Consider the following 14,544-nt stretch of genomic DNA (forward strand, 5'->3'; position numbering starts at 1 on the left):
ATCGTGAAGACCAAATCCAGGGACAGAAGATGACGCGAAAATTTGACCAATAATTGGATGTTATTTCTGCAGAATAGGGGTAAATTGCGATGCTTTGCACAAATAGTAAGCGATAGAACAAAAACAGTGATTTTTTTGTTGCATCCTTCAGCCGACCTTCCTAGAATGCGCGTCACTTGATGCCGGCTTAGCTCAGTTGGTAGAGCAACTGACTTGTAATCAGTAGGTCACCAGTTCGATTCCGGTAGCCGGCACCATCAAGTAGGTGGGATTCCCGAGCGGCCAAAGGGAGCAGACTGTAAATCTGCCGTCACAGACTTCGAAGGTTCGAATCCTTCTCCCACCACCATCTCGACCCTCGGGTTGAGAACAGATAAACAACCTGTTTATCTGGCAGGTGAGTCACTTCTTCTCACCCTGAATTCAGATTGGGTGTAAGCTCAGTCAAAGTCAGCCAGCTTCGCTGGCAGGCTAAGAATAATAGGGGACTTCCCCTGTTATTCACAAGCTACAGAAAGAACAGGTAGCCGAGTTCCAGGATGCGGGCATCGTATAATGGCTATTACCTCAGCCTTCCAAGCTGATGATGCGGGTTCGATTCCCGCTGCCCGCTCCAGATGTGCTGATATGGCTCAGTTGGTAGAGCGCACCCTTGGTAAGGGTGAGGTCCCCAGTTCGACTCTGGGTATCAGCACCACTTCCTTTATCTCCCTCCTGATTTTCTCTGTAACTCCTTGCAGTCAGGCAATGCCTGGTTAATGTGACGATATCTTTGATATATCCGTGTCTTAGAGGGACAAGCGATGGCTAAAGAGCAATTTCAACGTAACAAACTGCACGTAAACGTGGGCACCATCGGTCACGTTGACCACGGTAAAACCACCCTGACTGCAGCAATCACCACCGTTCTGGCTAAAACCAACGGCGGCCAGGCGCGTGCGTTCGACCAGATCGACAGCACCCCTGAAGAAAAAGCACGTGGTATCACCATCAACACTGCACACGTTGAGTATGAAACCCCGTCTCGCCACTATGCACACGTTGACTGCCCGGGCCACGCCGACTATGTGAAAAACATGATCACCGGTGCTGCGCAGATGGACGGCGCGATCCTGGTTGTTGCTGCGACTGACGGCCCAATGCCGCAGACCCGTGAGCACATCCTGCTGGGTCGTCAGGTAGGCGTTCCTTACATCATCGTGTTCCTGAACAAGTGTGACATGGTTGATGACGAAGAGCTGCTGGAGCTGGTTGAGATGGAAGTCCGTGACCTGCTGTCACAGTACGACTTCCCGGGCGACGACACTCCAATCGTTCGCGGTTCAGCACTGAAAGCGCTGGAAGGCAACCCAGAGTGGGAAGAGAAGATCGTTGAGCTGGCTAACCACCTGGACAACTACATCCCGGATCCGGTTCGTGCTATCGACATGCCGTTCCTGCTGCCAATCGAAGACGTATTCTCAATCTCTGGCCGTGGTACTGTAGTAACCGGTCGTGTTGAGCGCGGTGTTGTTAAAGTCGGCGACGAAGTTGAAATCGTGGGTATCAAAGATACGGCGAAATCAACCTGTACCGGTGTTGAAATGTTCCGCAAACTGCTGGACCAGGGTCAGGCAGGCGAAAACTGTGGTGTTCTGCTGCGCGGTATCAAGCGTGAAGACATCCAGCGTGGTCAGGTTCTGGCGAAGCCAGGCACCATCAAGCCACACACCAAGTTCGAGTCAGAAGTTTACGTTCTGTCTAAAGACGAAGGTGGCCGCCATACTCCGTTCTTCAAGGGCTACCGTCCACAGTTCTACTTCCGTACCACTGACGTGACCGGTTCAGTAGAGCTGCCAGAAGGCGTTGAAATGGTTATGCCAGGCGACAACATCAAAATGGTTGTTACCCTGATTCACCCAATCGCAATGGACGAAGGTCTGCGCTTCGCAATCCGCGAAGGTGGCCGTACCGTTGGCGCGGGCGTTGTTGCCAAAGTTATCGCTTAATTACCGATAATATTTGACGCAATGCACATGGAAAGGGCATCATTTGATGCCCTTTTTGTACGCTGTTTTATAGAACCTGACTCATCAGTGATTTTGCACCATAATCATTGCTGAGACAGGCTCTGTTATGCGGCGCTGGATACCGAGTTACGCCCCAAAAGCTCATTCGGTTTGGATGCCTCGCGATGCGGGGCAGAATAGTTTCTGAATTATTGTGGCAGGTTGGTTTATGAGTGCGAATACCGAAGCTCAAGGGAGCGGGCGCGGCCTCGAAGCGCTGAAATGGGTAGTGGTAGTCTTATTACTGCTTGCGGCGATCGTAGGTAACTACCTCTATCGTGATGTGACGTTACCTCTGCGTGCGTTGGCTGTTGTTATTTTGATTGCAGCAGCAGGCGGCATTGCGCTTTTAACGACCAAAGGCAAAGCGACCGTAGCCTTTGCACGTGAAGCAAGAACCGAAATGCGCAAGGTTATCTGGCCAACCCGCCAGGAGACACTGCATACCACGTTAATCGTTGCCGCGGTCACTGCCGTGATGTCACTGATTTTGTGGGGGCTGGATGGCATTCTGGTCCGTCTGGTATCGTTTATCACTGGCCTGAGGTTCTGAGATGTCTGAAGCTCCAAAAAAACGCTGGTACGTCGTGCAGGCGTTTTCCGGTTTTGAAGGCCGCGTAGCACAGTCGCTGCGTGAGCACATCAAATTGCACAACATGGAAGAGCTGTTTGGCGACGTCATGGTGCCGACTGAAGAAGTGGTCGAGATCCGTGGTGGTCAACGCCGTAAAAGCGAACGTAAATTCTTCCCAGGCTACGTTCTGGTTCAGATGGTTATGAATGATGCCAGCTGGCACCTCGTTCGCAGCGTGCCACGCGTAATGGGTTTCATCGGTGGTACTTCTGACCGCCCTGCGCCAATCAGCGATAAAGAAGTTGATGCGATCATGAACCGCCTGCAGCAGGTAGGTGACAAGCCACGTCCGAAAACGCTGTTCGAACCGGGCGAAATGGTACGCGTCAACGATGGTCCGTTTGCCGACTTTAACGGCGTGGTCGAAGATGTCGATTATGAGAAGAGTCGTCTGACTGTTTCGGTCTCCATCTTTGGACGTGCAACACCTGTCGAACTCGACTTCGGTCAGGTGGAGAAAGGCTAACCTTTCTTTCACTATTTGGCTGTTGCAGCAGGCGCGAAATTAAACTATAATTTCGCGCCTTTTGTTTTTATGCGCTGGCAACAGCGTGTAAATCGTTACCACGGGGAGCCTTTTAAAGGCGCTATAACCCAATTGAGGAATTATCATGGCTAAGAAAGTACAAGCCTACGTCAAGCTGCAGGTTGCAGCTGGTATGGCGAACCCAAGTCCACCAGTTGGTCCAGCTCTGGGTCAGCAGGGTGTTAACATCATGGAATTCTGTAAAGCGTTTAACGCCAAAACAGAATCACTGGAAAAAGGCCTGCCTACTCCAGTTGTTATCACCGTATACAGCGACCGTTCTTTCACCTTCATTACCAAAACGCCTCCGGCTGCCGTTCTGCTGAAAAAAGCAGCGGGCATCAAGTCTGGTTCTGGTAAGCCGAACAAAGATAAAGTCGGTAAAGTGACTCGTGCTCAGGTACGTGAAATCGCAGAAACTAAAGCTGCGGACATGACTGGTTCTGACGTTGAAGCGATGACTCGCTCAATCGAAGGTACTGCTCGTTCCATGGGCCTGGTAGTAGAGGACTAAGAAATGGCAAAGCTGACCAAGCGCATGAGCGTTATTCGCGACAAAGTTGACGCGACTAAGCAGTACGATATTGCTGAAGCAATCGCATTACTGAAAGAGCTGGCTACCGCTAAGTTCGTTGAAAGCGTAGACGTTGCTGTTAACCTCGGCATCGACGCTCGTAAATCTGACCAGAACGTGCGCGGCGCGACCGTTCTGCCACACGGTACAGGTCGCTCTGTACGTGTAGCCGTCTTCACCCAGGGCGCAAACGCTGAAGCTGCTAAAGCAGCTGGCGCTGAGCTGGTAGGTATGGAAGATCTGGCTGAGCAGATCAAGAAAGGCGAAATGAACTTTGACGTTGTTATTGCATCTCCAGATGCAATGCGCGTTGTTGGCCAGTTAGGTCAGGTTCTGGGTCCACGTGGCCTGATGCCAAACCCGAAAGTCGGTACTGTAACCCCGAACGTTGCTGAAGCGGTTAAGAACGCTAAAGCAGGTCAGGTTCGTTATCGTAACGACAAAAACGGCATCATCCACACTACCATCGGTAAAGTGGACTTCGATGCTGACAAACTGAAAGAAAACCTGGAATCTCTGCTGGTTGCGCTGAAAAAAGCAAAACCTGCTCAGGCGAAAGGCGTGTACATCAAGAAAGTCAGCATCTCTACCACCATGGGCGCCGGCGTTGCCGTTGACCAGGCTGGTCTGAGCGCAGCGGCAAACTAATTGCTGCTTGAAACGGGCGAAAAATTCACCTAGAATCTTACGCCCGTTGTTCTGCATTCATGCAGATGTCATCGTGAGTAAGTCAGATTGTGCGAACGCAGCGACTGAGTCAGTCGCCTGAAACACAGTAAAGTGTTCAGCAGGCCTTATAAAGGCTGTCAGTGCAAGGCAATCTGAGCCACGATGTACAGCCGAATTTTAGGTTGGAGCCAGGCCTTATCCTGGCCTCCGTCCAAGACCGCAGGAGCTGCACATTTTCGGATGTAATGCTTAATACCCTGCGTAGACGGTGACAGAACCAAAAGAATTTTTCTTTACTGGATTCTGCTCACCGTGTAATAGCGCTTATTTTCCTTCGGGCGAATAAGTGAAGTGAGTTCCGGGGAAATCCATCCCCGGTCAAATCCAGGAGCTAAAGCTAATGGCATTAAATCTTCAAGACAAACAAGCGATTGTTGCTGAAGTCAGCGAAGTAGCCAAAGGTGCGCTTTCAGCGGTTGTTGCGGATTCTCGTGGCGTTACCGTTGATAAAATGACCGAACTGCGTAAAGCAGGTCGTGAAGCTGGCGTTTACATGCGTGTTGTTCGTAACACCCTGCTGCGCCGCGTCGTTGAAGGTACTCAGTTCGAGTGCCTGAAAGACACGTTTGTTGGTCCGACCCTGATTGCATATTCTATGGAACACCCGGGCGCTGCTGCTCGTCTGTTCAAAGATTTCGCGAAAGCGAATGCAAAATTTGAGGTCAAAGCTGCAGCCTTTGAAGGTGAGCTGATCACGGCGGCCAATATTGACCGTCTGGCAACGCTGCCGACCTACGAAGAAGCACTGGCACGTCTGATGTCGACCATGAAAGAAGCCGCTGCCGGCAAACTGGTTCGCACTCTGGCTGCTGTTCGCGATGCAAAAGAAGCGGCTTAAGGCCTCTCTTTTCTTCGTACTTGCTAACGTATAAACTTTTTCTGATTCTTAGGAACAATTGTTATGTCTATCACTAAAGACCAAATTCTGGAAGCCGTTGCCGCTATGTCCGTAATGGAAGTAGTTGAGCTGGTTTCTGCTATGGAAGAAAAATTCGGCGTTTCTGCTGCTGCTGCTGTAGCTGTTGCTGCTGGCCCAGCTGAAGCTGTTGAAGAGAAAACTGAATTCGACGTTATCCTGAAAGCTGTTGGCGCGAACAAAGTTGCAGTAATCAAAGCCGTTCGTACCGCAACTGGTCTGGGCCTGAAAGAAGCCAAAGATCTGGTTGAAGCAACTGGCGTGATCAAAGAAGGCATCAGCAAAGATGACGCAGCTGCACTTGAAGCTGCTCTGAAAGAAGCTGGCGCTGAAGTTGAAGTTAAGTAAGACAACCCTCGGGTTGCAGTCTGAGTAATATCAGACTGATGGCTGGTGACTTTTTGGTCACCAGCCTTTTTGCGCTCCAGGGCCTCAATGGGGTTTCGCACTGTTTGTCCATTGTTGCTCTTCAATATCTTTCTCTATCGACGACTTAATATACTGCTTTCCTGTGCGGGTTCCCTGCCCACGCTGAAGCAATGAAATGATTTAAGCGTGATAGAAAGAGGTATTGCACACACTGCCGGGCAGTGCGTGAATCAAACAAAATCGTGTTGCATGAACTGTCCTGTCAGGACGGACAGCGTGGGTCGACTTGTCAGCTAGCTGAGGAACCCTATGGTTTACTCCTATACCGAGAAAAAACGTATTCGTAAGGATTTTGGTAAACGTCCACAAGTTTTGGACATACCTTATCTCCTTTCTATCCAGCTTGATTCGTTTCAGAAGTTTATCGAGCAAGATCCAGAAGGTCAGTACGGACTGGAAGCTGCCTTCCGCTCTGTATTCCCTATCGCGAGCTACAGCGGCAACTCTGAGTTGCAGTATGTCAGCTATCGCTTAGGTGAACCTGTCTTTGACGTGAAAGAATGTCAGATCCGTGGCGTGACCTACTCGGCACCGCTGCGCGTCAAACTGCGTCTGGTGATCTATGAGCGCGAAGCGCCAGAAGGCACAGTAAAAGACATTAAAGAACAAGAAGTCTACATGGGTGAAATTCCACTCATGACAGACAACGGTACCTTTGTTATCAACGGTACTGAGCGTGTTATCGTTTCTCAGCTGCATCGTAGTCCTGGCGTATTCTTTGACAGCGATAAGGGTAAAACCCACTCATCGGGTAAAGTGCTGTATAACGCACGTATCATTCCTTACCGTGGTTCATGGCTGGACTTCGAGTTTGACCCGAAAGACAACCTTTTCGTCCGTATTGACCGTCGTCGTAAGCTGCCGGCCAGTATCATCCTGCGCGCACTGCATTACACCACTGCTGAAATCCTCGATATCTTCTTCGAGAAAGTGGTGTATGAAATCCGTGACAACAAGCTGCAGATGGAACTGGTGCCAGAGCGCCTGCGTGGTGAAACCGCGACCTTCGATATCGAATCGAACGGCACGGTCTACGTTGAGAAAGGGCGTCGCATCACTGCGCGTCACATTCGTCAGCTCGAAAAAGACGGTATCCAGCACATTGAAGTGCCTGTTGAATATATTGCAGGCAAAGTGGTCTCTAAAGATTATATCGATGAGAACACCGGTGAACTGATTATCGCAGCGAACATGGAGCTGTCGCTGGATCTGCTGGCCAAGCTGAGCCAGGCGGGTCACAAGCGTATCGAAACGCTGTTCACCAACGATCTGGATCACGGCCCTTATATCTCCGAGACCCTGCGCGTCGACCCAACCAACGATCGCCTGAGCGCGCTGGTTGAGATTTACCGCATGATGCGTCCTGGTGAGCCACCTACGCGTGAAGCAGCAGAGAACCTGTTCGAGAACCTGTTCTTCTCTGAAGATCGTTACGATCTTTCTGCTGTCGGCCGCATGAAGTTCAACCGTTCATTGCTGCGTGATGAAATCGAAGGTTCAGGTATCCTGAGCAAAGAAGATATCATCGAAGTGATGAAAAAGCTGATCGACATCCGTAACGGTAAAGGCGAAGTGGACGATATTGACCACCTCGGTAACCGTCGTATTCGTTCAGTGGGTGAAATGGCGGAAAACCAGTTCCGCGTCGGCCTGGTCCGTGTTGAGCGTGCAGTGAAAGAGCGTCTTTCTCTGGGCGACCTCGACACATTGATGCCTCAGGACATGATCAACGCCAAGCCTATTTCGGCGGCGGTGAAAGAGTTCTTTGGTTCAAGCCAGCTGTCCCAGTTTATGGATCAGAACAACCCGTTGTCAGAGATTACGCACAAGCGTCGTATCTCTGCTCTCGGCCCGGGTGGTTTAACCCGTGAGCGTGCCGGCTTCGAAGTGCGTGACGTACACCCAACGCACTACGGTCGTGTCTGCCCAATCGAAACCCCTGAAGGACCGAACATCGGTCTGATCAACTCCTTGTCTGTATATGCGCAGACGAACGAGTACGGTTTCCTGGAAACCCCTTATCGTCGCGTGATCGACGGTGTGGTTTCTGATGAAATTCATTACCTGTCTGCCATCGAAGAAGGTAACTATGTCATCGCTCAGGCGAACACCAATCTGTCAGAAGAAGGTGCGTTCGTTGATGACCTGGTGACCTGCCGTAGCAAAGGTGAATCGAGCCTGTTCAGCCGCGATCAGGTTGACTACATGGACGTTTCGACCCAACAGGTCGTTTCCGTCGGTGCGTCACTGATCCCGTTCCTGGAACACGATGATGCTAACCGCGCCCTGATGGGTGCGAACATGCAACGTCAGGCCGTTCCTACACTGCGTGCCGATAAGCCGCTGGTAGGGACCGGTATGGAGCGCGCGGTTGCCGTTGACTCCGGTGTTACCGCTGTGGCGAAACGTGGCGGTACCGTTCAGTACGTTGATGCATCACGTATCGTTATCAAAGTTAACGAAGACGAAATGTATCCGGGCGAAGCGGGCATCGACATCTACAACCTGACCAAATACACCCGTTCTAACCAGAACACCTGTATCAACCAGATGCCATGTGTATCTCTGGGCGAGCCAGTTGAGCGTGGTGATGTGCTGGCTGATGGCCCGTCTACCGATCTCGGTGAACTGGCGCTGGGTCAGAACATGCGCGTCGCGTTCATGCCGTGGAACGGTTACAACTTCGAAGACTCCATCTTAGTCTCCGAGCGCGTGGTGCAGGAAGATCGCTTCACGACCATCCACATTCAGGAACTGGCCTGTGTGTCTCGCGACACCAAGCTGGGGCCAGAAGAGATTACCGCTGACATCCCGAACGTGGGTGAGGCTGCACTCTCTAAACTGGATGAATCCGGTATCGTTTACATCGGTGCGGAAGTGACCGGTGGTGACATTCTGGTTGGTAAAGTGACGCCAAAAGGCGAAACCCAGCTGACACCAGAAGAGAAACTGCTGCGTGCGATCTTCGGTGAGAAAGCGTCTGACGTGAAAGACTCTTCTCTGCGCGTGCCTAACGGTGTTTCGGGTACGGTTATCGACGTTCAGGTCTTCACCCGCGATGGCGTGGAAAAAGACAAACGTGCGCTGGAAATCGAAGAGATGCAGCTGAAGCAGGCGAAGAAAGACCTGTCTGAAGAGCTGCAGATTCTGGAAGCGGGCCTGTTCAGCCGTATCCAGTCTGTCCTGATTTCTGGTGGCGTTGAAGCAGACAAACTGGACAAGCTGCCGCGTGAGCGTTGGCTGGAACTGGGTCTGACTGACGAAGCCAAGCAAAACCAGCTGGAACAGCTGGCAGAGCAGTACGACGAACTGAAGCACGAGTTTGAGAAAAAACTCGAAGGCAAGCGTCGTAAAATCACACAAGGCGATGATCTGGCACCAGGCGTGCTGAAAATCGTTAAGGTTTATCTGGCCGTTAAACGTCAGATTCAGCCTGGTGATAAGATGGCAGGTCGTCACGGTAACAAAGGTGTTATCTCGAAGATCAACCCAATCGAAGACATGCCTTACGATGAGAACGGTACGCCGGTCGATATCGTACTGAACCCGCTGGGCGTACCTTCACGTATGAACATCGGTCAGATCCTTGAGACGCACTTAGGGATGGCAGCGAAAGGTATCGGCGAGAAAATTAACGCGATGCTGAAAAAGCAGGAAGAAGTCGCCAAACTGCGCGAATTCATCCAGCGTGCTTACGATCTGGGCACAGATGTGCGTCAGAAAGTTGACCTGAATACCTTTAGTGATGACGAAGTTCTGCGTCTGGCTGAAAACCTGAAAAAAGGTATGCCGATCGCCACGCCGGTGTTTGATGGTGCGAAAGAGAGCGAAATCAAAGAGCTGTTAGAGCTCGGCGGTCTGCCTTCTTCCGGTCAGATTACCCTGTTTGATGGTCGCACTGGTGAGCAGTTCGAACGTCAGGTAACCGTTGGTTATATGTACATGCTGAAACTCAACCACCTGGTTGATGACAAGATGCACGCACGTTCTACCGGTTCCTACAGCCTCGTTACTCAGCAGCCGCTGGGTGGTAAGGCACAGTTCGGTGGTCAGCGCTTCGGTGAGATGGAAGTATGGGCACTGGAAGCATACGGTGCGGCATATACCCTCCAGGAAATGCTTACCGTTAAGTCTGATGACGTTAACGGCCGTACCAAGATGTATAAGAACATCGTGGATGGCAACCATCAGATGGAACCTGGCATGCCAGAATCGTTCAACGTACTGTTGAAAGAGATTCGCTCGCTGGGTATCAACATCGAGCTGGAAGACGAGTAACCCTCAGTAGCAGGCTTCGGCCTGTAAGCGCAGGGTTAACGCGCTCGCATTTGTACTGGTTATGGGGCGTTCAATTTCGGTTGGACGCCCCTGAGTCTCACTCCGACGGGAGCTAATCCGTGAAAGACTTACTTAAGTTTCTGAAAGCGCAAACTAAGACCGAAGAGTTTGATGCGATCAAAATTGCGCTGGCTTCGCCAGACATGATCCGTTCATGGTCTTTTGGTGAAGTTAAAAAGCCGGAAACCATTAACTACCGTACCTTCAAGCCAGAGCGTGACGGTCTTTTCTGTGCCCGTATTTTTGGACCGGTAAAAGATTACGAATGCCTGTGCGGTAAGTACAAGCGTTTAAAACATCGTGGCGTAATCTGCGAGAAGTGTGGCGTAGAAGTTACACAGACCAAAGTACGTCGTGAGCGCATGGGCCACATTGAGCTGGCATCACCGACTGCGCACATTTGGTTCCTGAAATCACTGCCATCGCGTATCGGCTTGCTGCTGGATATGCCGCTGCGTGATATCGAGCGCGTGCTGTACTTCGAATCTTATGTTGTGATCGAAGGCGGCATGACTAACCTGGAAAAACGTCAGATTCTGACGGAAGAGCAGTACCTTGACGCGCTGGAAGAGTTCGGTGACGAATTCGACGCGAAGATGGGTGCAGAAGCTATCCAGGCGCTGCTGAAAAATATGGATCTGGAGCAAGAGTGCGAGCAGCTGCGTGAAGAGCTGAACGAAACCAACTCCGAGACCAAGCGTAAAAAACTGACCAAGCGTATCAAGCTGCTGGAAGCGTTCGTTCAGTCTGGTAATAAGCCAGAGTGGATGATCCTGACCGTTCTGCCGGTTCTGCCGCCTGATCTGCGTCCGCTGGTACCGCTGGATGGTGGTCGTTTCGCTACGTCGGATCTGAACGATCTGTATCGTCGCGTGATCAACCGTAACAACCGTCTGAAACGCCTGCTGGATCTGGCTGCGCCAGATATCATCGTACGTAACGAAAAACGTATGCTGCAGGAAGCGGTTGATGCCCTGCTGGATAACGGTCGTCGCGGTCGTGCGATCACCGGTTCTAACAAGCGTCCTCTGAAATCTTTGGCCGATATGATCAAAGGTAAGCAGGGTCGTTTCCGTCAGAACCTGCTCGGTAAGCGTGTCGACTACTCCGGTCGTTCTGTTATTACCGTTGGTCCATACCTGCGTCTGCATCAGTGCGGTCTGCCGAAGAAAATGGCACTGGAGCTGTTCAAACCGTTCATCTACGGCAAGCTGGAACTGCGTGGCCTGGCCACCACCATCAAAGCCGCGAAGAAGATGGTTGAGCGTGAAGAAGCTGTCGTTTGGGATATCCTGGACGAAGTCATCCGCGAACACCCGGTCCTGCTGAACCGTGCACCAACGCTGCACCGTTTAGGTATCCAGGCCTTTGAACCGGTTCTGATCGAAGGTAAAGCAATCCAGCTTCACCCGCTGGTTTGTGCGGCCTATAACGCCGACTTCGATGGTGACCAGATGGCTGTTCACGTACCGCTGACGCTGGAAGCCCAGCTGGAAGCGCGTGCGCTGATGATGTCGACCAACAACATTCTGTCACCGGCGAACGGCGAGCCAATCATCGTTCCTTCACAGGACGTTGTACTGGGTCTGTACTACATGACCCGCGACAAAGTGAATGCCAAAGGTGAAGGCATGGTGCTGACCGGCCCGAAAGAAGCTGAGCGTGTTTATCGCGCTGGCCTGGCCGAGCTGCATGCGCGCGTTAAAGTGCGTATCACTGAGTACAGCAAAAACGAGCAGGATGAGTTCGTTGCGAAAACCAGCTTGATCGACACCACCATTGGTCGTTCGATTCTGTGGATGATCGTACCGAAAGGTCTGCCTTTCTCCATCGTCAACCAGGCGCTGGGTAAAAAGGCTATCTCTAAAATGCTGAACACCTGTTATCGCATTTTGGGCCTGAAGCCGACCGTTATCTTTGCTGACCAGACCATGTACACCGGTTTCGCCTACGCCGCCCGTTCAGGTGCGTCTGTTGGTATCGACGACATGGTTATCCCAGCCAAGAAAGTGGAAATCATCTCTGAAGCCGAAGCCGAAGTGGCCGAAATTCAGGAACAGTTCCAGTCTGGTCTGGTTACCGCCGGCGAACGTTACAACAAAGTCATCGATATCTGGGCTGCCGCGAACGAGCGCGTAGCGAAGGCGATGATGGAAAACCTCTCAACCGAGACCGTGATTAACCGTGACGGCGAAGAAGAGAAACAGGTTTCCTTTAACAGCATCTTTATGATGGCCGACTCCGGTGCGCGTGGTTCTGCTGCACAGATTCGTCAGCTGGCCGGTATGCGTGGTCTGATGGCTAAGCCAGATGGCTCCATCATTGAAACGCCTATCACCGCGAACTTCCGTGAAGGTCTGAACGTACTTCAGTACTTCATCTCGACGCACGGTGCACGTAAAGGTCTGGCAGATACCGCACTGAAAACCGCGAACTCCGGTTATCTGACGCGTCGTCTGGTTGACGTTGCGCAAGATCTTGTTGTCACCGAAGACGACTGTGGTACACACGAAGGCATCATGATGACGCCAGTCATCGAAGGTGGCGACGTGAAAGAGCCACTGCGTGAGCGCGTTCTGGGCCGTGTAACGGCAGAAGACGTTCTGAAGCCTGGCACGGCTGACATTCTGGTTCCACGTAACACACTGCTCGATGAGCACTGGTGTGACGTGCTGGAACTGAACTCAGTCGACAGCGTGAAGGTGCGTTCGGTTGTAGGTTGTGAAACCGACTTTGGTGTGTGTGCGCATTGCTATGGTCGCGACCTGGCACGTGGTCACATCATCAACAAAGGCGAAGCAATCGGTGTTATCGCAGCACAGTCAATCGGTGAGCCGGGTACACAGCTGACGATGCGTACGTTCCACATCGGTGGTGCGGCATCTCGTGCGGCAGCTGAATCCAGCATTCAGGTGAAGAACAAAGGTACCATCAAGCTGACCAATGCTAAGTCGGTAACGAACTCAGCAGGCAAGCTGGTGATCACCTCGCGTAACGTTGAACTGAAAATGATCGACGAATTTGGCCGTACGAAAGAGAGCTATAAAGTTCCTTACGGTGCGACCATGGCGAAAGGTGATGGTGAGCAGGTTGCTGCGGGTGAAACCGTTGCAAACTGGGATCCGCATACCATGCCAGTTATCACAGAAGTGGGCGGTTTCATTCGCTTCACCGACATGATCGACGGTCAGACCATTACGCGTCAGACTGATGACTTAACAGGTCTGTCATCGCTGGTGGTTCTGGACTCTGCAGAACGTACCTCAGGTGGTAAAGATCTGCGTCCGGCACTGAAAATCGTTGATGCCAACGGCAATGATGTTCTGATCCCAGGTACCGATATGCCTGCTCAGTACTTCCTGCCAGGTAAAGCGATTGTACAGCTGGAAGATGGCGTGAAGATCAGCTCGGGTGATACCCTGGCGCGTGTTCCGCAGGAATCTGGCGGTACCAAGGATATTACCGGTGGTCTGCCACGCGTTGCTGACCTGTTCGAAGCGCGTCGTCCGAAAGAGCCAGCAATCCTGGCGGAGATCAGCGGCATCATCTCCTTCGGTAAAGAAACCAAAGGTAAGCGTCGTCTGGTGATTACACCGCTGGATGGTAGCGATCCGTACGAAGAGATGATTCCGAAATGGCGTCAGCTGAACGTGTTCGAAGGTGAACGTGTTGAGCGCGGTGACGTGGTTTCCGATGGTCCAGAGTCACCACATGACATCCTGCGTTTACGTGGCGTGCATGCGGTTACCCGTTACATCACTAACGAAGTGCAGGAAGTTTACCGTCTGCAAGGCGTTAAGATTAACGATAAGCACATCGAAGTCATCGTTCGTCAGATGCTGCGTAAAGCTACTATCATGAGCGCGGGCAGCACCGAGTTCCTGGAAGGTGAGCAGGCTGAATTCTCTCGCATCAAGATCTCTAACCGTGAACTTGAAGCGAACGGAAAAGTTGGCGCAACCTTCGTACGTGACCTGCTGGGTATCACTAAAGCGTCACTGGCAACCGAATCGTTCATCTCTGCAGCATCGTTCCAGGAAACTACACGTGTCCTGACTGAAGCGGCAGTAGCAGGCAAGCGCGACGAACTGCGCGGTCTGAAAGAGAACGTGATCGTGGGTCGTTTGATCCCGGCCGGTACCGGTTACGCTTATCACCAGGATCGTATGCGTCGTCGTGCGGCAGGCGAAGTGCCAGCTGCACCGCAGGTGACTGCTGACGAAGCATCCGCAAGCCTGGCGGAGTTACTGAACGCTGGTCTTGGCGGTAACAACGACGAGTAATCGTCAAACGCCTGATAAAAAACCCTGCTCCGGCAGGGTTTTTTTTTGCCTGCGAGATCAGGCTGTC

At 51.9% G+C, this 14,544-nt stretch carries 9 protein-coding genes and 4 tRNA genes; all 13 read left to right on the forward strand.

Annotation, left to right across the window (positions count from 1 at the left end; translation table 11 throughout):
• Window positions 1-181 precede the first annotated feature (181 nt).
• The 13 genes from C1N64_RS03940 to rpoC all read left to right on the forward strand — a co-directional run bounded on the left by C1N64_RS03940 (window position 182) and on the right by rpoC (window position 14,477).
• Window positions 182-257: transfer RNA gene (locus C1N64_RS03940), tRNA-Thr, on the forward strand.
• A 7-nt stretch (window positions 258-264) separates the two neighbouring features.
• Window positions 265-349: transfer RNA gene (locus tag C1N64_RS03945), tRNA-Tyr, on the forward strand.
• A 192-nt stretch (window positions 350-541) separates the two neighbouring features.
• Window positions 542-616: transfer RNA gene (locus C1N64_RS03950), tRNA-Gly, on the forward strand.
• Between the two features lie 5 nt (window positions 617-621).
• A tRNA-Thr gene (locus C1N64_RS03955) sits at window positions 622-697 on the forward strand.
• A gap of 106 nt (window positions 698-803) precedes the next feature.
• Window positions 804-1,988 carry an elongation factor Tu gene (tuf, locus tag C1N64_RS03960; protein ID WP_006120578.1) on the forward strand — a complete coding sequence of 395 codons (1,185 nt, stop codon included), beginning with the start codon at window positions 804-806 and terminating at the stop codon, window positions 1,986-1,988.
• Between the two features lie 229 nt (window positions 1,989-2,217).
• Entirely contained in the window at window positions 2,218-2,601 is a 384-nt protein-coding gene (secE, locus tag C1N64_RS03965) for a preprotein translocase subunit SecE (RefSeq protein WP_006121494.1), read from the forward strand.
• A gap of 1 nt (window position 2,602) precedes the next feature.
• Window positions 2,603-3,148: a transcription termination/antitermination protein NusG gene (gene nusG, locus C1N64_RS03970; protein ID WP_003848088.1), complete on the forward strand. Its 546-nt coding sequence runs from the start codon at window positions 2,603-2,605 to the stop codon at window positions 3,146-3,148.
• 145 nt (window positions 3,149-3,293) lie between these two features.
• Entirely contained in the window at window positions 3,294-3,722 is a 429-nt protein-coding gene (gene rplK / locus C1N64_RS03975; RefSeq protein WP_006121495.1) for a 50S ribosomal protein L11, read from the forward strand.
• Between the two features lie 3 nt (window positions 3,723-3,725).
• Window positions 3,726-4,430, forward strand: a complete 705-nt coding sequence (gene rplA / locus C1N64_RS03980; protein ID WP_006121496.1) for a 50S ribosomal protein L1 — start codon at window positions 3,726-3,728, stop codon at window positions 4,428-4,430.
• Between the two features lie 421 nt (window positions 4,431-4,851).
• Window positions 4,852-5,349, forward strand: a complete 498-nt coding sequence (rplJ, locus tag C1N64_RS03985) for a 50S ribosomal protein L10 (RefSeq protein WP_003848098.1) — start codon at window positions 4,852-4,854, stop codon at window positions 5,347-5,349.
• Window positions 5,350-5,412: 63 nt separating this feature from the next.
• On the forward strand, window positions 5,413-5,775 hold the full coding sequence (rplL, locus tag C1N64_RS03990) for a 50S ribosomal protein L7/L12 (protein ID WP_006121499.1): 363 nt from the start codon (window positions 5,413-5,415) through the stop codon (window positions 5,773-5,775).
• A gap of 330 nt (window positions 5,776-6,105) precedes the next feature.
• Complete coding sequence (gene rpoB, locus C1N64_RS03995) at window positions 6,106-10,134, forward strand: DNA-directed RNA polymerase subunit beta (RefSeq protein WP_033737970.1); 4,029 nt, start codon at window positions 6,106-6,108, stop codon at window positions 10,132-10,134.
• Between the two features lie 119 nt (window positions 10,135-10,253).
• Entirely contained in the window at window positions 10,254-14,477 is a 4,224-nt protein-coding gene (gene rpoC / locus C1N64_RS04000) for a DNA-directed RNA polymerase subunit beta' (protein WP_033737967.1), read from the forward strand.
• Window positions 14,478-14,544: the final 67 nt, after the last annotated feature.

This window comes from Pantoea sp. SGAir0215 (assembly GCF_043543215.1).

Coding starts and splice junctions, on each gene's coding strand:
- rplJ (WP_003848098.1), top strand. CDS start 4,852: ATGGCATTAAATCTTCAAGACAAACAAGCGATTGTTGCTGAAGTCAGC.
- rplL (WP_006121499.1), top strand. CDS start 5,413: ATGTCTATCACTAAAGACCAAATTCTGGAAGCCGTTGCCGCTATGTCC.
- secE (WP_006121494.1), top strand. CDS start 2,218: ATGAGTGCGAATACCGAAGCTCAAGGGAGCGGGCGCGGCCTCGAAGCG.
- nusG (WP_003848088.1), top strand. CDS start 2,603: ATGTCTGAAGCTCCAAAAAAACGCTGGTACGTCGTGCAGGCGTTTTCC.
- tuf (WP_006120578.1), top strand. CDS start 804: ATGGCTAAAGAGCAATTTCAACGTAACAAACTGCACGTAAACGTGGGC.
- rpoB (WP_033737970.1), top strand. CDS start 6,106: ATGGTTTACTCCTATACCGAGAAAAAACGTATTCGTAAGGATTTTGGT.
- rplK (WP_006121495.1), top strand. CDS start 3,294: ATGGCTAAGAAAGTACAAGCCTACGTCAAGCTGCAGGTTGCAGCTGGT.
- rplA (WP_006121496.1), top strand. CDS start 3,726: ATGGCAAAGCTGACCAAGCGCATGAGCGTTATTCGCGACAAAGTTGAC.